Annotated in this window: 18 protein-coding genes and 1 pseudogene; 12 read left to right on the forward strand and 7 right to left on the reverse strand. The window is 44.1% G+C overall.

Annotated elements, in window-relative coordinates; all coding sequences use genetic code 11:
* Positions 1-60: 60 nt before the first annotated feature.
* Both RTJ53_RS05920 and RTJ53_RS05925 read right to left on the reverse strand, forming a co-directional pair.
* Positions 61-1,692: pseudogene (locus RTJ53_RS05920) on the reverse strand (AMP-binding protein); the annotation flags it as partial.
* 155 nt (positions 1,693-1,847) lie between these two features.
* Positions 1,848-2,684, reverse strand: a complete 837-nt coding sequence (locus RTJ53_RS05925; RefSeq protein WP_312276409.1) for a DegV family protein — start codon at positions 2,682-2,684, stop codon at positions 1,848-1,850.
* Between the two features lie 321 nt (positions 2,685-3,005).
* Between RTJ53_RS05925 and RTJ53_RS05930 the strand changes: the two genes are divergently transcribed.
* Positions 3,006-5,111 (forward strand): 2,4-dienoyl-CoA reductase FMN-binding domain-containing protein, encoded by a 2,106-nt coding sequence (locus RTJ53_RS05930; RefSeq protein WP_312276257.1) that lies wholly within the window; start codon positions 3,006-3,008, stop codon positions 5,109-5,111.
* A gap of 67 nt (positions 5,112-5,178) precedes the next feature.
* Here the strand turns inward: RTJ53_RS05930 and RTJ53_RS05935 are convergent, their stop codons facing one another.
* Entirely contained in the window at positions 5,179-5,961 is a 783-nt protein-coding gene (locus tag RTJ53_RS05935) for a YbjN domain-containing protein (RefSeq protein ID WP_312276258.1), read from the reverse strand.
* A 284-nt stretch (positions 5,962-6,245) separates the two neighbouring features.
* Between RTJ53_RS05935 and ccmA the strand changes: the two genes are divergently transcribed.
* The 5 genes from ccmA (at position 6,246) to ccmE (ending at position 9,381) form a co-directional block, all read left to right on the forward strand.
* Positions 6,246-6,908 carry a heme ABC exporter ATP-binding protein CcmA gene (gene ccmA, locus RTJ53_RS05940; protein ID WP_312276259.1) on the forward strand — a complete coding sequence of 221 codons (663 nt, stop codon included), beginning with the start codon at positions 6,246-6,248 and terminating at the stop codon, positions 6,906-6,908.
* Between the two features lie 11 nt (positions 6,909-6,919).
* Positions 6,920-7,588: a heme exporter protein CcmB gene (locus RTJ53_RS05945; RefSeq protein WP_007117161.1), complete on the forward strand. Its 669-nt coding sequence runs from the start codon at positions 6,920-6,922 to the stop codon at positions 7,586-7,588.
* Between the two features lie 105 nt (positions 7,589-7,693).
* Positions 7,694-8,485, forward strand: a complete 792-nt coding sequence (locus RTJ53_RS05950) for a heme ABC transporter permease (protein WP_312276260.1) — start codon at positions 7,694-7,696, stop codon at positions 8,483-8,485.
* Positions 8,486-8,601: 116 nt separating this feature from the next.
* A complete protein-coding gene (ccmD, locus tag RTJ53_RS05955; RefSeq protein ID WP_135889747.1) occupies positions 8,602-8,811 on the forward strand; it encodes a heme exporter protein CcmD in 210 nt (69 codons plus the stop codon).
* Between the two features lie 84 nt (positions 8,812-8,895).
* Positions 8,896-9,381: a cytochrome c maturation protein CcmE gene (ccmE, locus tag RTJ53_RS05960; RefSeq protein WP_312276261.1), complete on the forward strand. Its 486-nt coding sequence runs from the start codon at positions 8,896-8,898 to the stop codon at positions 9,379-9,381.
* A gap of 220 nt (positions 9,382-9,601) precedes the next feature.
* On the opposite strand, the gene RTJ53_RS05965 is transcribed toward ccmE, so the two are convergent.
* Positions 9,602-9,931 carry a hypothetical protein gene (locus RTJ53_RS05965; protein ID WP_312276262.1) on the reverse strand — a complete coding sequence of 110 codons (330 nt, stop codon included), beginning with the start codon at positions 9,929-9,931 and terminating at the stop codon, positions 9,602-9,604.
* Positions 9,932-10,519: 588 nt separating this feature from the next.
* Between RTJ53_RS05965 and ypfJ the strand changes: the two genes are divergently transcribed.
* Positions 10,520-11,404 (forward strand): KPN_02809 family neutral zinc metallopeptidase, encoded by an 885-nt coding sequence (gene ypfJ / locus RTJ53_RS05970; protein ID WP_312276263.1) that lies wholly within the window; start codon positions 10,520-10,522, stop codon positions 11,402-11,404.
* A 124-nt stretch (positions 11,405-11,528) separates the two neighbouring features.
* Here ypfJ and rho read toward each other — a convergent pair whose 3' ends face one another.
* Positions 11,529-12,797: a transcription termination factor Rho gene (rho, locus tag RTJ53_RS05975; RefSeq protein ID WP_007117155.1), complete on the reverse strand. Its 1,269-nt coding sequence runs from the start codon at positions 12,795-12,797 to the stop codon at positions 11,529-11,531.
* Positions 12,798-13,202: 405 nt separating this feature from the next.
* Positions 13,203-13,526 carry a thioredoxin gene (gene trxA, locus RTJ53_RS05980; protein WP_036589854.1) on the reverse strand — a complete coding sequence of 108 codons (324 nt, stop codon included), beginning with the start codon at positions 13,524-13,526 and terminating at the stop codon, positions 13,203-13,205.
* 494 nt (positions 13,527-14,020) lie between these two features.
* On the opposite strand from trxA, the gene RTJ53_RS05985 reads away from it, so the two are divergent.
* The 5 genes from RTJ53_RS05985 to RTJ53_RS06005 all read left to right on the forward strand — a co-directional run bounded on the left by RTJ53_RS05985 (position 14,021) and on the right by RTJ53_RS06005 (position 19,861).
* On the forward strand, positions 14,021-15,544 hold the full coding sequence (locus RTJ53_RS05985) for a Ppx/GppA phosphatase family protein (RefSeq protein WP_312276264.1): 1,524 nt from the start codon (positions 14,021-14,023) through the stop codon (positions 15,542-15,544).
* Positions 15,545-15,662: 118 nt separating this feature from the next.
* Positions 15,663-16,472 carry an acetyl-CoA carboxylase carboxyltransferase subunit alpha gene (locus RTJ53_RS05990; protein ID WP_312276265.1) on the forward strand — a complete coding sequence of 270 codons (810 nt, stop codon included), beginning with the start codon at positions 15,663-15,665 and terminating at the stop codon, positions 16,470-16,472.
* Positions 16,473-16,586: 114 nt separating this feature from the next.
* Positions 16,587-18,074 (forward strand): tRNA lysidine(34) synthetase TilS, encoded by a 1,488-nt coding sequence (gene tilS, locus RTJ53_RS05995; RefSeq protein WP_312276266.1) that lies wholly within the window; start codon positions 16,587-16,589, stop codon positions 18,072-18,074.
* A 209-nt stretch (positions 18,075-18,283) separates the two neighbouring features.
* Positions 18,284-19,123, forward strand: coding sequence for a pyrroline-5-carboxylate reductase (proC, locus tag RTJ53_RS06000; protein WP_312276267.1), 840 nt, complete (start codon positions 18,284-18,286; stop codon positions 19,121-19,123).
* 105 nt (positions 19,124-19,228) lie between these two features.
* Entirely contained in the window at positions 19,229-19,861 is a 633-nt protein-coding gene (locus RTJ53_RS06005; protein ID WP_312276268.1) for a YggT family protein, read from the forward strand.
* A gap of 32 nt (positions 19,862-19,893) precedes the next feature.
* On the opposite strand, the gene RTJ53_RS06010 is transcribed toward RTJ53_RS06005, so the two are convergent.
* Positions 19,894-21,531 (reverse strand): phospholipase D-like domain-containing protein, encoded by a 1,638-nt coding sequence (locus RTJ53_RS06010; protein WP_312276269.1) that lies wholly within the window; start codon positions 21,529-21,531, stop codon positions 19,894-19,896.
* Positions 21,532-21,533: the final 2 nt, after the last annotated feature.

The following is a 21,533-nucleotide window of genomic DNA, read 5'->3' on the forward strand; positions in this document are numbered from 1 at the left end:
GTCGGCTGTCGCTGCCAAGTAGCTTTGCGGATGATGGTGAGTGATTTTTGCTTCTTCATGCGCCAGTGAGCGCGCAGCTTGACGTAGCTCAAATTTTTGCACTTTACCTGTCGAGGTTTTTGGGATTTGCGCAAAAATAATATGTTTGGGCACTTGGAAACCTGCCAAATATTTACGGCAATGGGCAATGATGTCTTCCCGATCTAGCGTTGAGCCTTCGCGGATTTCGATAAAGGCTACCGGTACTTCACCCCATTTGTCATGGGGAGCAGCAACCACCCCACAGCTTTCCACTTCTGGCATACGATACAGTACGTTTTCTACTTCAATACTTGAGATATTCTCGCCGCCGGAGATGATGATGTCTTTGAGCCGGTCCATAATTTTGATGTAACCATCTGAGTATTTGACGCCCAAGTCACCGGTCTTAAACCAGCCACCGTCAAAGGCTTCTGCGGTAGCTTTGCGATTTTTTAGATAGCCTTTCATCACCATATTGCCGCGGATAGCAAGCTCACCAATTTCACTACCATCGGCTGCGACTGGGGTGGTGGTGCCTTGTTTGAACACATCAAACCCCGCTAGCAGATGTGAATTCATGCCTTGGCGGGATTTTTTTTGCGCGCGTTCACTGACAGTCAAATCATCCCATTCTGGGCGCTCAACACACAGGGTGACGGGACCATATACTTCTGTCAAACCGTAGACATGCGTGATTTTAAAACCCATTTCTTCCATTTTGGCAAGCAAAGACTCAGGGGGTGGCGCGCCTGCGACATTACAACGTACTTCATGTTTGATGGCTTTTTTCAGCGCTTCATTACCATTTGCAATCATGTTGTGCACGATAGGCGCTGCGCTATAATGGGTGACTTTTTCATCGGCAATCAACCGTAAAATCAAATCAGCATCAATTTTGCGTAAGCACACATTGGTACCCGCACGCTCACCAATGCTCCAAGGAAAGCTCCAGCCATTACAGTGAAACAAGGGTAGCGTCCATAAATACACAGGGTGCTTTGGCATATCCCAATCTAAAATATTAGAGACGGCATTTAAGGTGGCACCACGATGGTGATACACCACGCCTTTTGGGATACCTGTGGTACCTGATGTGTAGTTGAGCGCAATGGCATCCCATTCATCAGTTGGTTTTTCCCAGTTGTCTAAGTCGGTTCCTGAGGCGATCAATTCTTCATACGTCATGTTGCCAAACTGCTCAGTTGGCTTGACGGCAGGGTCGGTGGCATGAATGATAATTAAGTTAGGAAATGACTCTTGAACCAGTGCAATATGCTGTTCAAACTCAGTATCAACAATCAATACTTTAGCCTCACTGTGCTGTAGGCAAAATACCAACGCATTGATATCCAAACGGGTATTTAAGGTACATAGCACGCCACCAGACATCGGTACGCCAAACGCGACTTCAACCATGGGTGGGGTATTGGGCAGTAGCACTGCAACGGTATCGTCTTTATCGATGCCCAATTTTTTTAGGGCATCCGACATTTTGCGGCAGCGATTATAGGTTTCGCCCCAACTTTGCCGTAGGTCATTGTGCTCATAATCTTTATACACTATCGCCGTTTGATCGGAATAGATGCTAGCAGTACGCTCAATAAAATCAATGGGAGTAAGCGGGGTATAGTTGGCAGGATTTTTTTCCAGCCCAGTATGGAAGTTTGGCATAACGACATCCCTGTAGTTAACAAATAAACGCCTTTATCATAACAAGGATTTTGACGAAATCCTATATATCAATCTGCTTTTTCACAAATATAAAAAATGACCAAAACAGACAGCCCCGCCTGTCATTTTATAAGCTAGCAAAACTCCGTCAGGGTTTAGTCTTCGACAAATACGCAGCCAAGTGTGAACACACCGATATTTGCTATAGAGACACTGGCGGCAGGAAGAACTTCGGTTTTATCATAACCGCGTGACGATAAATAGTTGAGTAGTGACTTGGTATGAGGGTTTAAATTACCGCTGATCACATACATTTTACCTTTTTTACCATTGGCGGGGTTGATGGCAGCATCCGCGAGTCGCTCAATACATTTTTCAAAACTACGCACCTTTTCAAAGGCGACCATTTGACCTGAGTCTTCCATTTTTACAATCGGTTTAATACCAAATAAATTGGCAAAAAAGCCTACTGGCGCTGAAATACGTTTGGTGCGAATCATACCTTTAAGGTTATCAACTGCCAAATAGATATGGATTTTATCGCGCAGGCGGTTGATTTCGGTGATGATTTGAGGGATTTCCATGCCTTGTTTGAGTAAGCGTGAAGCTTCTTTTACAAGAACCGCTTCGCCATGTGAAATCGTGCGTGAATCATAGATATAAATTTTCATGCGATGACTAAACATCGAGCTGATATTGAGCAAGTTGTTGTAGGTTTGGCTTAAAGAAGAGGATAAACAGATGATTAAAACTTCTTGCACATCTTCTTTGATGAGTTGATAAAAGAATTCAATGAGCTGATTTTCAGTGGGTGCAGAGGTACTGATGTCGATATTGGGGTTATCGAGTAGAACACGCGACAGCCTATCTAGGCTTAGGTCTTGTCCATCTAGATAATTGGCACCGCCCATATGGATATTCATCGGCAACATTTTGACATTTTCTGGAATGCCAAGGTCGTCTAGACATGACGTGGACGTGCTAACAATCATTTTCTTCACAGTAATTTCCCTCCTGTTGTACTTTTATCCTAGCGTGATATTAACATTGTCGCAAAAATAAGCATGATTTTTTTGTAGACTCATCGGGACAAAATTTGCCTTATGCTTTCAAACATGACTATTTATAATAGGTTGACCTATTTTTGGTTTGATGTATGCTTAAGGTATATTGATACAGCTACATTGCGTGACCAAATTGACGAATTTCCACATTAACGAATTGATTATGAAAACGAGCTCATTTACAAAATGACAAGATTAGTTCCTTAATGTGACCAAATAGTGAAAGGAAATTACTGCCAAGGATTATTTATGTCAAATAACAGCCAGATATCTACTCATAACACCCATTATCCGCATATTTTTGAACCCCTGGATTTAGGATTTACCACGTTAAAAAATCGTATTGTGATGGGCTCGATGCATACAGGGCTTGAAGATCGGTTCTTTAACTATCCAAAGCTAGCCGCTTATTTTGCCGAGCGCGCCAAAGGGGGAGTTGCCATGATGATCACGGGCGGTATCTCGCCCAATCATGAAGGTTGGTTAGTGCCGGCAGGCGGAACGCTCAATCACAAAGGCGATGTGGTGAATCATCGTAAAGTCACCAAAGCTGTGCACCAATATGACTGCAAAATCATCTTGCAAATTCTGCACAGCGGGCGCTATGGTTATCATCCATTGGCGGTATCAGCCAGTGCCATCAAATCGCCTATTTCACCCTTCAAACCCCGTCAAATGAGTGAAAAAAATATTTTAGCGACCATTAAAGACTATGCCAAAACTGCCAAACTTGCACAAATGGCGGGCTATGATGGTGTCGAAATCATGGGTTCAGAAGGCTATTTACTCAATCAGTTTTTAAGCAATCACGTCAATCAGCGCACCGACCAATGGGGCGGTAGTCTAGAAAACCGTATGCGTTTTGCGCTTGAAGTCATCAAAGCGGTACGCGAGGCGGTGGGAGAAGCGTTTATTATCACCTTCCGTTTGTCGATGATTGACTTGGTGCCCGATGGCAACACCATGGATGAAGTCATTACTATCGCCAAAGCCATCGAAAAAGCCGGCGTGACCATAATAAATACGGGCATTGGCTGGCATGAAGCGCGTATCCCGACCATCGTCACGTCGGTACCACGCGCAGCGTTTGCCGATGTGATTGCTGAAGTCAAACGCCACGTGAGTATTCCTGTGATTGCTGCCAACCGTGTCAATATGCCGGAGACTGCCGAGCAGCTGCTAGCAGACAACCAAGCTGACTTGGTACAAATGGCGCGTCCGTTCTTGGCAGACCCAGACTGGGTGGCAAAAGCCAGTTTAGGACAAACTGACTTAATTAATACCTGTATTGGCTGTAACCAAGCATGTCTAGACCATACATTTGAGAACCAACGCTCAACCTGTCTGGTCAATCCCCAAGCCTGTTATGAAACAGAATTGGTCTATAAACCTGCCAAAAAAGCCAAAAAAATTGCCGTAGTGGGCGCAGGCATGGCAGGCTTATCAGCAGCGACGGTCGCCGCCAAACGCGGTCATCAGGTCACCTTGTTTGAAGCACAGGATAAAATCGGCGGACAGTTTAACTATGCCAAAGTGATTCCAGGTAAAGAAGAATTCTTTGAAACCATCCGCTATTTCACCAATTTGGTGGATAGTTTAAACATTGAGCTCAAATTGAATCACAAAGTGAGCAAAGAGGAACTAGAGTCAGGTCAGTTTGATGATGTGATTATTGCCACAGGCGTTGTGCCACGGGCGCTTGACTTTGAAGGGGTAGAGTTACCGCAAGTGATGAGCTATGCCGAATTGCTATCAGGTCAAAAAGTTGCAGGTAAGCGAGTCGCGGTGATTGGTGCAGGCGGAATTGGCTTTGATGTCAGCGAATATTTGACCTCAACCCATGTTAAACCGTTTGAAAAAGATGCCCAAGGCAATGTGATTTATCAACCCCATCCGCAAAGCGTGGCCTCATGGAAACGTGAGTGGGGCGTAGACACCAACGCACACTATGACAGCGAAGGTGGACTGGTAAAACCAGAGCCCATTACCCCGACCCGTGAAGTGTATTTGATGCAGCGTAAAAAAGGTCGCTTGGGGGTAGGTCTCAATAAAACCTCAGGCTGGGTGCACCGTGCTCATATCAATAAGCATGGCGTCAAACAGGTGAGCGGCATTGGCTATGAGAAAATTACCAATGAAGGGATTTGGATTACTAACCCAGACGGTCATAGCCAATTATTGCGCGTTGATAGTATAGTTATCTGCGCGGGGCAAGAATCGGTCAATCACTTAATGCCTGCGGTGGGTGATGACTTGACAGCGCAATATCACTTGATTGGTGGGGCAAAATTGGCAGGCGAATTGGATGCCAAACGTGCCATTCGCGAAGGCGCGGAAGTCGCTGCCATGTTGTAGCAGCTTTTACTATGTGATAAAAAAGGCGGTGACATTCATTCATCGCCTTTTTTATGTTGGCCGCGTATTATTGAATGGCATCAGAGGCTAAGAAAAAATTGCGGGCTTGCTGAGAGTCAATCAGCTTGTCTACCGCACGTTGCAAATCATGCGTAGTGTGCGGCTGCTCAATCATCTCGCTAATGGTGTCATACAGCCGTGAAAACAACGAGAAATTACTCTGTAGCAAATAACTCATAATTAGCTCGCTCACCCCCGTCACTTCCAAATCAAGCGACGTCTTAAAGCGCAGCTCGCCGTCCATCACATCCATTTCCAAATTGCCAATCATCAAATCATAATTAAGATAAGCTAGCATGGCGAGCATCTCGGGGCGATTGGCTTCAGCAATCGCAGTAGGATAAACACTGTACACCGCAATCAATTGCTGCTCACTAAAAAAACGAATCATACAACCCCAATGCCGCTCTTTATCTGACACTTGCATCGTATAATGATGAATGTTTTGCTCATCTTGTTCGCTGGCCGGGTGATACATAAATTGATAACCCATACTGGCTAAGATATGCTCTATATCATCGGGGGTAATCGGTTGTAGCGCTAATTCGTCATCTGACTCGAGCGACTCACTGGCTAAAAGCGGTTCATCTTGTGAATGGCTATGTTCATCAAACGCTGGATTGACCGGGTTTTCGGCAAAAGGCTGATAACCAGTAGCTTCGGTATGCTCGCCTGTCTCAGCACAATGACTAGGGTCAGTTGTTTTATCGGCTACAGGGAGCGGCGCTGATTTTTCAGCAGTAAAGAACAGTTTTAGGCGTTGCCATAAACGCTTCGGATTTTTGGACATTGATTTCACTTACCCAAGAAGAAATAGCTAAAAATAGAAAGAAAAACGAAAAGCAGAACAGTTAAAAAACAAAAAAGTTAACAAACAGGTTAGCAAAACTTTGACGCTACTACCAAGCTTTATATGGATACTTTATATTGATAATAGCAAAGACCTGTCGCAAGTTAGTATATAATAAGCTTTCTACACAACTATAGCCAATTATCTATACAATGGGTATGAGGCCATGATTTATCAATTTAATCCGTTATCTATTTAATGACTTGCAAATTTTAATCAATGCTATGCCAAATCCAACACCCACTGCTATGCCTATCTCGGCGACCAGTTCGCTGCTAAACTGTCAAAACGTCACCATACAACGTGGCGAATTTCCACTGTGTGAAGCGGTGAATTTGGTGCTAAACCGTGGCGATATTTGTCATTTGGTGGGTGAAAATGGCACCGGCAAAACCACATTTTTGATGCAGCTTGCAGGGTTGATTCCTGTGTTGACCGGTGATATCAGCTGGGAGGGCAAGGCAGGACTACCTGTGCAGCCATTTTATGTGGCGCATCAATTGGGTATTCATTTGCAACTCACCGTTGAGCAAAATTTGCGATTTTTGTTAGCCTTGTATGGCATCAAGCCAAGCGCAGACGCCCTTGAGCAAGCACTCGATTGGGTTGGATTAGCAGGTTATGAGAAAATCAACTGCTATCAACTCTCGGCAGGGCAGACGCGCCGCGTGGGTCTGGCACGCTTGCTGTTTGCGCTGGAGTATGTAGTGCAATTTCCTTGCTGGCTACTTGATGAGCCGCTGACCGCGCTTGATGTCAATATGATTGCCAAAATTGAACACTTGATGCAGACATTCGTTCAGCGCGGCGGGGCAGTGCTCATGACCAGTCACCAAACTGTCGCCGTCGCTAACAAGCAATTAGATTTAACCTTGTATATGGTTTAGGGGCAACTGCAATGATTGATTTTTCTGCCCTGTGGCAACGCGAATGGCAAATTAAGCAGCAAAACAAAGTGCAGTGGTTATATCCATTGGTGTTGTTTTTAATTATCATCACCTTGTTTCCACTGGCGATGGGGACGGAACCAAAATTACTGCAGCAACTGGGCGTGCCTGCGGTATGGATTGCAGCGTTATTGTCACTGATTATGGGTATGGAAAACTTATTTCGCCCAGCCCTCGATAACGGCACACTGGCGCAATTGGTTGTCGCTCGTGCCTCGATTCCCACTTGGGTTCTAGTACGGCTCATCGTGCATTGGCTGACCAGTGCGGGGATGGTGTGTCTGCTCGCATTTTTGGCGATGCCGCTTTTTGGTTTGACCAGCCAAGCAGCCATTGCCCTTAGTGCTTCGATTTTGGTGGGTAGTCCGATTTTGCTATGCTTATCAGCGATTGCCAGTAGCTTGACATTATCGCTAAAAAACGGCGCGGTGTTAGTGCCATTGATTTCGTTACCGATGCAGCTCCCTGTGCTGATTTTTGCCACAGGGGCAGTGGGGCAATTTGCCATGGGGCTTAACGGTTATCCGATTTTAGCACTATTACTGGCGGGCAGTATTTTGGCAGTCATCGTCACGCCTTTTGTGATTGCATTTTCATTAAAACTGGCTTGGTTAAGCTGATGATTTTTAGATGAAAAAATCCCCAAATACCAGTAAAATAAGCGAACAAATATCTTATTGTTGATGGCTTACATTCATTTTAGAAAAAAAAGCAAGGCGCATTCCATGGCAGAAATTACCCCAAACGTTGGCAAAACTGGCTTTTTTTCTCGCCTTTGGCAAGGGTTTCTTAAAACTGTTGGCACCAAAGAGTTTTATCGTATTTTTGCCCCTTGGGTGAGATACTTAGCTGTCATTGCTGCGCTGCCATTGGCGGTGGGTGCCGTTTGGGGTTTAGCGTTTGCGCCACCCGATTATTTGCAAGGCAATAGCTATCGCATTATCTTTATCCATGTCCCCACTGCCAGTCTAGCCATGTCAATTTATTTGGGCATGGCAATTTTGGGGGTGATTTTTTTGGTCTGGAAAATTAAAACCGCAAATTTGGTTGCCCAAGCGATTGCGCCGATAGGCTTCATGCTTTGTGTGTTAAGTCTACTCACAGGCTCGATTTGGGCAAAGCCTACTTGGGGCACATACTGGGTATGGGATGCGCGTCTCACTTCTATGCTGATTTTGGCGTTTTTATACGCAGGCGTGATGGCGCTATTTGCTGCATTTGAGCATACCGCCAGTCGTGGTAAAGCGGCGGCGATTTTATCGATTGTCGGTGCGGTTAATTTGCCGATTATCAAATATTCTGTCAACTGGTGGAACACCCTACACCAAGGCTCGACATTTACCGTAACTGAGCGTCCAAAAATGCCGCCTGATATGTATATTCCGCTGTTGCTGATGATGTTAGGCAGTTATTTTTTGGTAGCTGCGCTGACCATCTATCGTACCAATACCTTGATTTTGCAACGTGAAAGTAGCAAACAGTGGGTGATTGATGAATGCAAACGGCTATATCGCTAAAGTGTTATCGTTAAAGCCTCCCTACTGACGTAAAGTATCGCCATTTAACTAGCGATAGCTTCAATCCTATGGCATCAATCCATTATATAAACCTAAATCCAAACCTGAGGTGACCAATGAGCCCGTATTTTCATAATTTTGCCGAGTTTATCGCCATGGGTGGGCATGGTAGCTATGTGTGGTCGACTTGGCTACTGACTTTACTAGGCATTGTCGCGCTCGTCTTTTTTAGTCGTAGTCAGCGTAAAGCGACCTACCGAGATATCACTACCCAGCAGGCGCGCCAGCAACAGCGTCATCAGCGTACGGCTAAGGGTAGCGGATAATAGTATTTATCGCCCTAATCGGTGTTATAATAAACAAGTATCCCCATAGGGTTTGGTTCATCAAAAGTGAGATGAAAAAAAGCGATGAATAAAGTACGACAAAAAAAATTAATGTGGGTGATGGCAACCTTATTTGGCGCAATCATTGCCGTCGTCCTTGTGATTTATGCGGTAGGACAACAAACCGACTATTATTTTGACCCCACAGCCATTAGTCAAGGCAAGGCACCTGAAGATACCCGTATCCGAGCAGGGGGCATGGTTGTGCGTGGTAGTGTCGAGCGAGATAGCAAAGACCCACTCAATGTCAAATTTAAAATCACCGATTTTAAATCCACCGTACCGGTATCGTATAAAGGCATTTTGCCAGATTTATTCGCCGAAGGTTCGGGCGTGGTAGCAACAGGCGCGCTTGAAGGCAATACCTTTGTAGCAAGCGAAGTATTAGCAAAGCATGATGAGAATTATATGCCGCCTGAAGTGGCAAAATCACTAAAAACGCAGCATCAAGCCAACGGCACTGACGTCAACCAAGCACAGTTTATGCCAGCCACCCCTGTTAAACAATAAAGTCACTTAACCAAAAAGTCCCTTAGTTAAAAAATTAATTAGCTAAAAAATCAGCTGGCTAACAAAGTTATAGAGCTAAAAAAGTGGGCAATGACCCACTTTTTTAAAATCTAAATAATGTTAAAAATTTTATGCCACACAAAATCTTTAACCATAAAATTTTTAAGCATAAAAAAAGGAAACCGATGAGGTTTCCTTTTTGTTCAGTTTAAAAAACTGATTATTTTGCAGCAGATGCAGAAGCGTCAGCAACAGTTGCAGCAGCAGAAGCGGCAGCATCAGCAACTTGGTTAGCAGCGTCAGCAGCAGCTGAAGCTGGTGCAGCAGCAGATGCAGTTTCTACTACAACAGTAGAAGCGTTAACAGTTGCAGCAGATGCAGTTACTGCTGGTGCAGAAGCTTCAACAGTGGTAGTAGTAGTTGATGAAGCAACTGTAGTTGAAGCAGTGGTAGAGGCAGCAGCTGGTGCAGCTTCTTCTTTTTTGCTACATGCAGTCATAGCTAAAGATGCAGCAACTAAACTTGATACAGCGATTAATTTAACGTTCATTACGTGTTCTCCTAAAGAAAATAACCCCGTATTCACTCGACGATACTCTAAATAAAGAGTTTATTTAGAATTAAAGACACACGGGACATGAAACTGGCAATATTGTAGCGGAAACTTAGTCAAGATAGAATAACTTTCGCATAAAAAAATATAATAAATCTGATAAAAGGTTGTAACAAAATAACACCGCAATCACAAATACAACTTTTTAGACTCATTAATATCGTACGAAAAAGATATCTTTTTTAGCTTTTCGCAGAAAATGACGTATTATACGCATAAAAATCTGGTAAGGATATCTTTATTTTTGTAAATTTACAAAATTTTTTCTATTTCCAGTACTGGATTAAACAATACCTAAAAAATAAATTTTTATCGTAATAAATGGTTAATTTTAATCAGGTTTGGCAGAATTTAGATAGGTAATAATAAGTTACATTAGTAATATATTGTTAGGGTTTATTGTCAAAAATCTGTATAAGAATACGATTTCATACAGTAAATTTTAGGCAAAATGCTACAATGCCAAAATAAGCAAACTATATGAGCATATTATAAAAGCAAGACAATATTTAAGGAGGTATTGGTATGAAGTGGGAAGATCGTGGTGGTAGTTCAAATGTATTAGTCAGCGGCGGTAAAGCCGTGGGCGGCGGTATCGGTAGTATTATCATTGGATTGATTTTGTGGCTGGTGTTTGGTATGAATCCTATGACTGCTATGCAAACAGGTTCTGCAATCACAGGTGGCAATAGTGGTGGTCAACAAACCCTTGACCAGCAAACGGCTGATCGCGACCAAAAATTCGCCTCAGTGGTGTTAAAAGACACAGAAGAAGTTTGGGGTAAAATTTTTAGTGAAAACAATATGCAATACCAACAGCCTAAATTAGTATTATTTAATGGCATGGTGCGTTCGGGTTGTGGTAACGCTTCTTCAGCCACAGGTCCTTTCTATTGTCCTGCTGACCAACGCGTTTATCTTGATACCAGTTTTTTCCAAGAAATGCGCCAAAAATTGGGTATTACAGGTGACCAAAATGGCTCAGGTGATACACAAAACCAAGGTAAAGCGGGTGACTTTGCACAGGCTTATGTGATTGCTCACGAAGTGGGTCACCATGTACAAAATCAATTGGGTATTAGCCAAAAAGTGGATGAAGCCAGTCGCCGTGCCACTGAAGCACAAGCCAACAATTTATCAGTGCGTCAAGAGCTACAAGCGGACTGTTTTGCCGGTGTTTGGGCAAACCGTAACCAACAACGTGTTCAATTCTTAGAGCAAGGCGATATTGAAGAAGCGATTAATGCGGCGGAGCAAATCGGTGATGACCGTTTGGCCCAAGCCAGTGGTCGTGCCGCTGTCCCTGATAGCTTTACCCATGGTACCAGTCAACAACGTATGACGTGGTTTTCGCGCGGTCTAAAATCGGGTGATATCAACCAATGCGATACTTTTAGTGGTGCAATTTAAGTAGCGGTGCGATTTAAGCCCAAAGCACGCCAATAAAAAAGATGCAAACAAAAAGCTCAACACAAGGTTGAGCTTTTTTATTTTTATGAGTCGGCTAAGTTAACGTGATTATGAGTTAACATGATTAAGATTTATCTTTACGCGTCATTTGCTCAAAGAATTCATCATTGGTTTTTGAGTCTTTAAGTTTTTCTAGCAAAAACTCCGTGGCTTGTAGTTCATCCATGGGGTGTAGCAGTTTGCGCAGAATCCAGACTTTGCGTAGCATCGCCTCATCCATCAACCGCTCTTCGCGGCGAGTGCCCGATTTTTTGATATTGATGGCAGGGAATACCCGTTTTTCGGCAATGTCTCGCTCAAGGGTAATTTCTTGGTTACCTGTCCCCTTAAACTCCTCATAAATCACCTTATCCATGGTACTGCCTGTGTCAATCAAAGCGGTTGAAATAATGGTCAAGCTACCACCTTCTTCGACATTACGCGCGGCACCAAAAAAGCGTTTCGGACGTTCTAGCGCATTGGCATCAACACCACCCGTCAATACCTTACCCGATGAGGGTAACACAGTATTGTAAGCGCGGGCTAAACGCGTAATGGAGTCGAGTAAAATCACCACGTCTTGTTTGTGCTCAACCAAGCGTTTGGCCTTTTCAATCACCATTTCGGCGACTTGCACGTGACGGGCTGGCGGCTCATCAAAGGTCGATGCGACCACTTCACCACGCACCGTGCGCTGCATCTCGGTCACTTCTTCAGGACGCTCGTCAATAAGCAGCACGATGAGATAACATTCCGGGTTGTTTTTGGTGATGGATTGCGCGATAGATTGTAGCAGTACGGTTTTACCCGCTTTTGGTGGAGCGACGATAATCGAGCGTTGTCCTTTACCAATCGGGGCAATCAAGTCAATGATACGGCCGGTTAAGTCTTCTGTGGTACCGTTGCCGAGTTCTAAGCGAAGCTGCTGCGTGGGGAAAAGTGGGGTTAAATTTTCAAAAATCAGTTTGTGGCGAGAGCGGTCTGGGGTGTCGAAGTTGATTTCGTTGACTTTTAATAGGGCAAAATATCGCTCAGAATCCTTGGGTGGGCGAATAGTACCAGCGATAGAGTCACCCGTCTTGAGATTGAAACGGCGAATTTGGCTCGGACTCACATAGATATCATCGGGGCCCGCTAGATAAGAGCCTTCCGACGATCGTAAAAAACCAAAGCCATCGGGCAAAATCTCAAGCACGCCATCCCCATAGATAGCTTCACCGTTTCGGGCATGGGTCTTTAAAATAGCAAAAATGATATCTTGTTTGCGACTACGGGCCATGTTTTCTAGACCCATTTGCTCGCTAATCAACAACAATTCAGCAATCGATTTTTTTTTGAGTTCAGTCAAATTCATAGGTAAATCATCAATAACTAATTTTGAACCACCTAAAAACGTGAGTCGAGTAAAGGCGCTGCATCGTTTTAAGACAGTAGGGGTGAAGAGAATATAAAGAGAAAAAACTAGAAACGTTTGAAATGATTAACTAAGCGTTGCACACAGACAATACCAATTACTAGACCAAATAATAGTAGATGCCTGCTAACGTGACGTTAAGCATATCGATAAGATAGTTATTTTGTGAAACACACTATACGACTTGACATATTCATTTGTCAATGTATCGACATAAAAAACCGCGATTTTTTTTACTGATAAGTATCAAAATCGCGGCGAATCTCATTGGTAACTATAAAAAAATACACCGTTACCAATATAAAAATTCAATTTAACCTACGCTAGTGATTCTTAACCTAGCGATTATAGGTGTTTGTTGATAAGGGCAGTCAATTGGGCTTTTGGTTGCATACCCATAGTGGCATCCACTTTTTCACCGTTTTTAAACATAAATAAGGTAGGGATACTACGGATACCATATTGTGCGGCTAGGTTTGGATTTTGATCAACGTCGATTTTAACGATTCGCGCTTTACCCTCATATTCTGAAGAAAGCTCGTCTAATACAGGGGCGATGGCTTTACATGGACCACACCAAGTTGCCCAAAAATCGACCAATACTGGGGTATCTGATTGTAGTACTGCTTTTTCAAAAGTACCTTCATCGGCATGAATAACTGAAGACATAGTAACTCCTACGTGTTGATGTTGTTAACTGTTAGGTTTTGGATTACGGTTAAGTAATGACCCAAACGCTTGTTTTTGCCCAGTGCTTGTTTTTGCCTAATAAAAAAATCTTAATATTGGATACAATCAAACAGTGATAGAAACAATGATAGGATAATGAAATCTATTAAACGGACACCCAACGGCAAATTACTTTATAGTGATTATCATGATAGGGTCATCTTAGCATAACACAACCCCAAAACAGGGTATGGCTATGGTTAATTGTTTTGATAGTTATGATAAGAAACATTAATGGTATCTAATTAATTGTATCTAAATGATTGTAATGATAGAAGTTTTTAGAAAATATTAAAGTCAATTTTTTTCACTGATGGACAGGTATGTGGGGAGGCAAAAATGGTAGTTGCAATAAAATGGCTTTTACTCAGTGGGGAAAATGCGTAAAATGGTGTCTAATCGAATTATTGACTTTAACCAACACTAAGTGAAATATGCCTGACTTACTTGCTAACAACGAACTTATGGCCGCCATTGATATTGGCTCAAATAGCTTTCATCTTGCCATCGCGCGGTTGGACCATGGGGAAGTACGAAAATTAGCATCAATGTCAGAAAAAGTGCAGCTTGCCGCTGGACTTGATGAAAACAACTATTTGTCGCTTGAGGCACAAAAACGCGGGCTGGATTGTTTGACCCGTTTTGTCGGACGACTAGACGCTGTTTCACCACAGCGGTTACGGATTGTGGCTACCAATGCCCTGCGCCAAGCCAAGAATGCGGATGAATTTATTCGACAAGCCAATTTAATTTTACCCAAACCCTTAGAAGTCATTGCTGGGCGAGAAGAAGCGCGTCTAATTTATTTGGGGGTTTCTCATACCAATGCCAGTACTGACAAACGCTTGGTGATTGATATTGGGGGTGGTTCAACGGAGTTTATTATTGGTAAAGGCTTTGACCCGATTTTGACCGAAAGCCTACAGATGGGCTGTGTTGCCTTTACCAAATCCTATTTTACTGACGGCGCCATCACCGAAAAAGCGTTTGAAAAAGCGATTGCTGCGGCGAGAAAAGAAGTGCTTGGCATTAGCCGCTTGTATCAAAAAACGGGCTGGGACAGTGTCACGGGCTCAAGCGGCACGATTAAAGCGGTCAATCAAATTTTGCTGCAACTTGGACTTGCCGATGAAAATGCTCGTGTGACTTACAGCGGTGTCAAAGAAATCCAAAAATTACTGATTAAAGCAAAGCATATCGACAATATTGATTTTGCCGATATTAAAGACACTCGTAAAGCAGTGTTGCCGGCTGGTGTCGCAGTGCTGTTGGCAGCGATGAATGTTTTGGGCATTGATACCATCTCTTATTCAGATGGTGCGCTGCGTGAAGGCGTCATGTACGACATGCTTGGGCGTTTTGCCAGTGAAGATGTGCGCGATCGCAGTGTACAAGCCTTGATGACGCGTTATTCGGTCGATAGAAAACAAGCAAAACGTGTGGTACGTACCGCCCAGCAGCTGTTTGACCAAGTGAGAAATCGCTTGGGGCTTGATGAAGAAGACGCAGATTTACTTCGTCGTGGTGCCTATCTATATGAAATTGGTCTTGCCATCAGCCATAGTAGCTATCACAGGCACAGTGCCTATTTGCTAGAAAATTCGGATATTGACGGGTTTTCACAAGTCGATAAAACACGCTTGTCGCAGCTCGTGATGCACCATCGCCGTAAATTAAAACCAGATAGTTTTGATGAAGTCAAAATGGTCGGCGGTGACAATCTGGTGTATTTAACTTTGATTTTACGCCTAGCGGTACTGGTGCATCACAGCCGTAGCAAACATGATACGCTACCGATTCACCTAGCGGCTAAAGATAACCATACTTGGGAAGTTTCGGTAAATTTAGCCGATGATAATGCAAGTCTTGTGCTATCAGATTTGCAAGATGAAATTGATATTTGGCAAAAGTGGGGCATGAGCTTATCCCTTACCACTTATGAGCCAGCTATTGGGTAAGTAAAGAGTTAAATAAACAGCTAAGCAAATTTTTAAATTTTAAATAAAGTTAAGCGTTTAGGTCTGTCATACGATATTGAGATGACAATAGTTGTAATAAAACAAGGGAATAACGACAATGAGTGTTTGGGAAAAAGTACAGCTTGCACGTCATGCAAAACGACCATTATTTTTGGATTATGCCAACCAGCTGTTCACGGAATTTGATGTGCTGCAAGGGGATCGCGCGTATGCCGATGACAAAGCGATTTTGGGGGGTATGGCGATGTTTAACGACCAGCCTGTCATGCTGATTGGTCAACATCGCGGTCGCAGCACCCGTGAGCGTATTGAATACAATTTTGGTATGGCGAACCCAGAAGGCTACCGCAAAGTTGTTAGACTGGTGCAAATGGCAGAACGGTTTAAATTGCCGGTGTTTACCTTTATTGATACCCAAGGCGCATATCCTGGCGTGGGTGCAGAAGAGCGTGGTCAAGCCCAAGCGATTGCCCAAAGTATTGCGGTATTTTCATCATTAAATGTGCCTGTGATTGCCACGGTAATCGGTGAAGGGGGATCAGGTGGTGCCTTGGCGATCGGCGTCGCTGATCGTATCAATATGCTAGAAAACAGCATCTATTCCGTGATTTCGCCTGAAGGTTGTGCATCGATTCTATGGAAAACGGCTGAAAAAGCGCCCCAAGCCAGTGAGGCATTGAAACTCAGTGCGGCAAATTTAAAATCACTTGGCTTGATTGATGAAGTCATTGAGGAAGGTGAGGGCGCGCATATCAACAGCGATGTGGCTATGACCAACCTTAAAGCCACGCTTGAGCAACAGCTAGCGGCGCTGGTAAAGCTTGATGAGCAAACGCGTCTGCAACAACGCTATGAAAAACTGATGAGCTTTAATTCTACGGTGTCCTTACCAAAAGCCTCTGCTTAATTCTCAGTGATTTGACCTATTTTAATGACCCATGGGCGTTTATTGAGGCGCCCATTATTTTATCGCATTTGTTTTATCCTCTGGTTTTTCTCTTGCCGCATGAGCTTGAGCAATATGTCGTCTATCCTTATGTCATCTGTCCCTATGTCACCTGTCATTGAAGCGATTAAGCAAAGTTATCAAACCCATATCAACCCGCAACCCAAGGCTGCCACTAAAATTTATATTGCGTGCAGTGGCGGGCGAGACTCGATGGCATTACTGTTCGCCTGTCAGCAGCTACAACTACCGATTCATGTGATTCATATCAACCATAAATTGCAAAAAATCAGTGATGACTGGCAACAACTCGTAGAAGCCTATTGCCACAAGCACCACATCGACTATGACAGCGTTTGCATCGATTGGCAATCGCAGCAAGTTTATGCAGCCGGCAGCACAATCAGCCCAGAACAACAAGCGAGCACACAACAAGCCAATGAACAACAAGTCAATGAACAACAAGCCAGAACTGCCCGCTATCATGCCATCATACAGATTGCAGGCGAAAATGCCATTGTTGCCTTGGCGCATCACGCTAACGATCAAGTCGAAACCTTGTTGATGCACCTATGCCAAGGGACAGGGTTGGCAGGGCTAACAGGCATGACGGCGTTTGGGGTGCAACACGAATTTGGCACACCCATTTGGTTATGGCGTCCGTTGCTCGGGGTAACGCGTGATGAGATTAGCGACTTTGTAGCAGCGCAACACATCCCTTATGTCGATGATCCTACCAATTTTGGCGTAACTAATCAGCGCGCTTTTTTACGTAATCAGATTTTGCCACTCCTTGATGAGCGCTTTCATAAAGTAGTGCAAAATATCACCCGCACCCAGCAAAACCTGACCGAAGCGCATCACATAGTCGAGGAGCAATATCAACAAGATTTGGCGCTATGCCAGTGGTCAAATGGCTGGACAAGTCATCAACAATGTTTGCATATTCCCAATCTAAAATCATTTAGCCAAGCCAGACGCTTTAACCTATTGCATCATTGGGTCAAAGGCTCGCAAAAATTTGCCCCCACTCGGCAATGGATTGCACAAATTGAGCAGTTACTACAATTAGCGCAAACAGACCAGCAAGCGATTTTGCAGTGGCAGGGAATTGAAATTAGAAAATACCGCGATACGTTATACCGCCTTGATACCGATTATGTGAAGGCGATTCATGGCAAGTCAGATAACAAGGTATTAGCCAATTTGACTGCTGATTTGGGATTATCTGTGGGGCTATCTCTAGAATTGTCGCTTGCTAGCAGAGCCGTGTTGCCAAATGAGTCTTTTCAATTATTGTCACAATCTTTTCACCAATCGTTTAAAAAACTGTGCCAACGATTTGATATTCCTAGCTGGGAGCGACAATTTGCCAAAGTGGTCATCATGCATGACAACAAAGAAAAGGCACCCATTGCATCCCAAATACCAAAACGGTTGGCTTTATTATTGCCGAATATCAGTGTTTGGCTGGCAGATGCCAGTGAGCTGAATTTGGCTACCCAAGCGCCTTGTCCGTGGCACTTGGTTTGGACAGACAGTCTTGAGAGTAAGTCTCATTGATTTAAGACTATCATGGACTGAGGCTATCATGGACTAAGGCTATCAAACCAGCAATAATCCCTTGAATTTGCGCCATGTACACCAATTAACGCTGTAAATTTGTCATCAAAATTTGCAGTAGGTATGGTAGACTTATTTGCGAATAATAGCGAGGGCGAACCCTTTAACTGCTTTCGTCACCCTACAAAAAATGATTACAAAGGACATCTATGGCAACCACAACTTCTCTTAACATCGCTTTTATTGGTGGCGGTAATATGGCATCGGCGCTAATTGCAGGGCTATTAGCAAAAGGTCAGCCAAGTAGCCTACTGCATGTGGTAGAAACCGATGCTGAGAAGTTAGCGGATTTTCAAGCCAAAGGGTTAAATACTTACAATGCGAGCAATATCGATGATACCAAGCATGCTATTGAAAAAGCTGATGTAGTCGTGCTAGCCGTCAAACCGCAGGTCATTAAAGATGTGCTACTACCAGTCAAAGACAGCTGGGGCGAGCAAGTGGTTATTTCAATTGCCGCAGGGATTGGTACCGATAGTTTAGCCGAATGGTTGGGACCGCAAGTCAAACTAGTGCGAGCGATGCCAAATACCCCTGCGATGATTCAAATGGGTGCCACAGGCTTGTATGCGACAGTAGCAGTTAGCGAGGCGCAGCAGCAACTCGCGCAGCAAGTGATGTCTGCGGCAGGACTGGTGTTATGGGTAGATGACGAAGACCTACTGCACGCCGTGACTGCTATCTCAGGGTCAGCGCCTGCGTATTTCTTTTATATGTTAGAAAACATGATTGCCACGGGTGAAAAATTGGGGCTGACCCAAACCCAAGCAACGGCTTTGGCAATGCAAACGGCATTGGGCTCAGCGCAAATGGCATTGACCAGTCATGATACGCCAGCTGAGCTACGTCGCAAAGTGACCTCGCCCAATGGGACTACCCAAGCGGCAATTGAAGTGATGGATGACAAACAAATGCATCAAATTATCGCCGATGCCATGCTAGCATGTGAGCAGCGCTCGCGTGAGCTCAGCCAAGCGTTTGGCAAATAACTTGATTTGGCTATAACATTGGCTACAACGGCAAATTTTAATTGACTATCTTAACCGCTCATCGTTAACAAGTGTGTAAGCAGCAAATAAGGATAAAAACAGGGCATGACTAATCTTTTGGCAGGGTTGTTTGATATCGTCGTCGGGGCGGCGATGATACTGGTTTTCTTTCGATTTATGCTGCAGTTTGCTGGCATTACTGCAAAAGATGCGTTTGCCAAACCCATTTATCGTATGACACGCATTGTCGATGTGTTTGGACGTATTTTCCCAACCCTTGGCGATGGCAGAATCAATACCGCAAGTTTGGTGCTGCTGTTTTTGCTGCGGATGATTTTTATTTGGGGCGTGCTTGGCATGATGCGCGTTGATAGTCAAAATATTGGGCTGTTCTATATGCCAGAGGTGAACTTAGCCATGGTTGATTATCTATCGCGGCATTTTTCACCCGTCATGATGTTTTTTGTGGCGGCGGTGACCTTGCTGATTGATTTTTTAAGAATGTGTCAGTACATCATTATTGGCTCGTTTATCGGGGGTTGGGTGATGCTTTTTACCCAAAAAATGCCAGCAATTTTTGGCCTGCTCACCTTGCTTAGTGAGCCAATTATTCAGCCATTTCGCAAAGTATTACCTGCCACAGGTATGCTTGATTTGGCACCTATGCTGGGGTTTTTCTTGATTATTTTGCTAGAAACCTTGGTGCAAACCGTAGGTGTTTATTTATTAACCCTATAGTATTTCCCAAACGACGATTAAATGATTAAGCTTTAAAGCAGTGGGCTAAACAGGCGAATAGCGTTGTCCAAGAATTTTGCCCCAAAGCTACGTTGCTGCCATCCATCGCGCTGTAATGGCTCACTTTGTTGCAGGTATTCATGCTGGCAAGTAAGCATTTGCTGGGTCATGGTACGATTATAAATCGCCATACTCACCTCCATATTCAGATAAAAACTGCGCATATCCATATTGACGGTACCAAACAAGCAATAATCGTCATCCACGCACAAAATCTTGGCATGTAGCAAGCCTGCATTGAACAGATAAATCTGCACCCCTGCTGACAACAGCGGCTCAAAATAAGCTTGTGAGGCAAACCGCACCAACAGCGAATCTACTTTTTTGGGTACATTTAAAATCACCTTGACCCCACGCTTGGCAGCGGTAGTGATAGCGAGCAGCAGCGCATCATCTGGCACAAAATAGGGCGTGGTAATAACCACTTGTTTTTTGGCGGCAAAAATCGCACATACCAAGGTTTCGTAGATGACATGTCCCGTTAATTCTGGCGCCGATGGAATAAGCTGCAAGCTGACTTGACTTACCGATGGGTAAGCTTGTTGGTCGCTTTGCAGCGGCAAAATGTTAAGCAGGGGCGGCTGAGCGACACCAGTGTTAGCTTTTTTAAGTACCTCGCGAGAGTTAGCCACGCGTTGTAATTTGCGATGATGCAGCTTTGGGGTGCCAATATACAGCGACTTGGTAAAACGATTAACGATTTTTTTAAGGCCGGAAAAATTGGCGTTGGTTTCTGCGCTGATATCCGTGGTCGTGACTAGTGACATGGCTTTCACCGAATTGACAGTATCATGACTTTCCACCCGTATCATGACATCAATCCATTTGCCCACATGCTCGTTTTGTTTGAAAAAATCGGGGTCGATTAAATTAAAACTTCCCGTATAGCCATAGCAATTATCAAAAATAGCCAGCTTACGATGATTGCGGATATCAATACGTTTGACAATAGTCTTGAACAAACCCACGGGCAACGACTCATGCACAAAGACATCAGCATCTCTCAATTTTTGCACCCACTGACTGCGAAAAAACGCATGACTGCCAACGCTATCAGCCAGCAAATGCACGGATACGCCGCGCTGGCTAGCCTCCATCAACGCTTCTAATAACTCAATCACCCGGCCTTGTGGCGACACAATATAGAATTCTAGCAAAATCATCGTGTTTGCCGCACGGATATCGGCTAATAAACTGGCAAAAATATGGTCAGCGTCTGTCATCAGCGTCAGCGTATGATGGTCATAAACGCCAAGCCCAGTTTTTAATAGGGCGATATTGCTCAGTTGCCATGCTTCGGTGTCTAAATTTTTGGAAATTTCATTAAAATCAATCTGCTGGGCGTTAGCAAAGTCACGCAGTAATTTTTGCGCCATCAAACTGCGCTTACGGTACTGGTGTCCAATATTGATTTCACCAAATAACATATAACCGATGATGCCGACAACAGGCAGGGCAAATAACACCGCAATCCAAGCAATTGCCACGCTTTGGTGGCGCTGCTGTTGAATAACCCGCACAACTAGCCAAAGCGTGATGAGAAAATGGGCGATCACACCTAACTGTAATAGCAACGTCTTAACAATCGACCACTCCAATAATAACCCCATAC

Origin of the sequence: Moraxella sp. CTOTU46711, from assembly GCF_031975715.1 — a bacterium.
Classification (GTDB): domain Bacteria; phylum Pseudomonadota; class Gammaproteobacteria; order Pseudomonadales; family Moraxellaceae; genus Faucicola.

Excerpts from the sequence above, each read along its gene's own strand:
- ypfJ (WP_312276263.1), top strand. The coding sequence starts at position 10,520 with ATGAAGTGGGAAGATCGTGGTGGTAGTTCAAATGTATTAGTCAGCGGC.
- RTJ53_RS06010 (WP_312276269.1), bottom strand. The coding sequence starts at position 21,531 with ATGGGGTTATTATTGGAGTGGTCGATTGTTAAGACGTTGCTATTACAG.
- trxA (WP_036589854.1), bottom strand. The coding sequence starts at position 13,526 with ATGTCTTCAGTTATTCATGCCGATGAAGGTACTTTTGAAAAAGCAGTA.
- ccmA (WP_312276259.1), top strand. The coding sequence starts at position 6,246 with ATGCCAAATCCAACACCCACTGCTATGCCTATCTCGGCGACCAGTTCG.
- RTJ53_RS05990 (WP_312276265.1), top strand. The coding sequence starts at position 15,663 with ATGAGTGTTTGGGAAAAAGTACAGCTTGCACGTCATGCAAAACGACCA.
- RTJ53_RS05925 (WP_312276409.1), bottom strand. The coding sequence starts at position 2,684 with ATGATTGTTAGCACGTCCACGTCATGTCTAGACGACCTTGGCATTCCA.
- RTJ53_RS05945 (WP_007117161.1), top strand. The coding sequence starts at position 6,920 with ATGATTGATTTTTCTGCCCTGTGGCAACGCGAATGGCAAATTAAGCAG.
- ccmE (WP_312276261.1), top strand. The coding sequence starts at position 8,896 with ATGAATAAAGTACGACAAAAAAAATTAATGTGGGTGATGGCAACCTTA.
- RTJ53_RS05965 (WP_312276262.1), bottom strand. The coding sequence starts at position 9,931 with ATGAACGTTAAATTAATCGCTGTATCAAGTTTAGTTGCTGCATCTTTA.
- RTJ53_RS05930 (WP_312276257.1), top strand. The coding sequence starts at position 3,006 with ATGTCAAATAACAGCCAGATATCTACTCATAACACCCATTATCCGCAT.
- RTJ53_RS05935 (WP_312276258.1), bottom strand. The coding sequence starts at position 5,961 with ATGTCCAAAAATCCGAAGCGTTTATGGCAACGCCTAAAACTGTTCTTT.
- ccmD (WP_135889747.1), top strand. The coding sequence starts at position 8,602 with ATGAGCCCGTATTTTCATAATTTTGCCGAGTTTATCGCCATGGGTGGG.
- RTJ53_RS05985 (WP_312276264.1), top strand. The coding sequence starts at position 14,021 with ATGCCTGACTTACTTGCTAACAACGAACTTATGGCCGCCATTGATATT.
- RTJ53_RS06005 (WP_312276268.1), top strand. The coding sequence starts at position 19,229 with ATGACTAATCTTTTGGCAGGGTTGTTTGATATCGTCGTCGGGGCGGCG.
- proC (WP_312276267.1), top strand. The coding sequence starts at position 18,284 with ATGGCAACCACAACTTCTCTTAACATCGCTTTTATTGGTGGCGGTAAT.
- tilS (WP_312276266.1), top strand. The coding sequence starts at position 16,587 with ATGTCGTCTATCCTTATGTCATCTGTCCCTATGTCACCTGTCATTGAA.
- rho (WP_007117155.1), bottom strand. The coding sequence starts at position 12,797 with ATGAATTTGACTGAACTCAAAAAAAAATCGATTGCTGAATTGTTGTTG.
- RTJ53_RS05950 (WP_312276260.1), top strand. The coding sequence starts at position 7,694 with ATGGCAGAAATTACCCCAAACGTTGGCAAAACTGGCTTTTTTTCTCGC.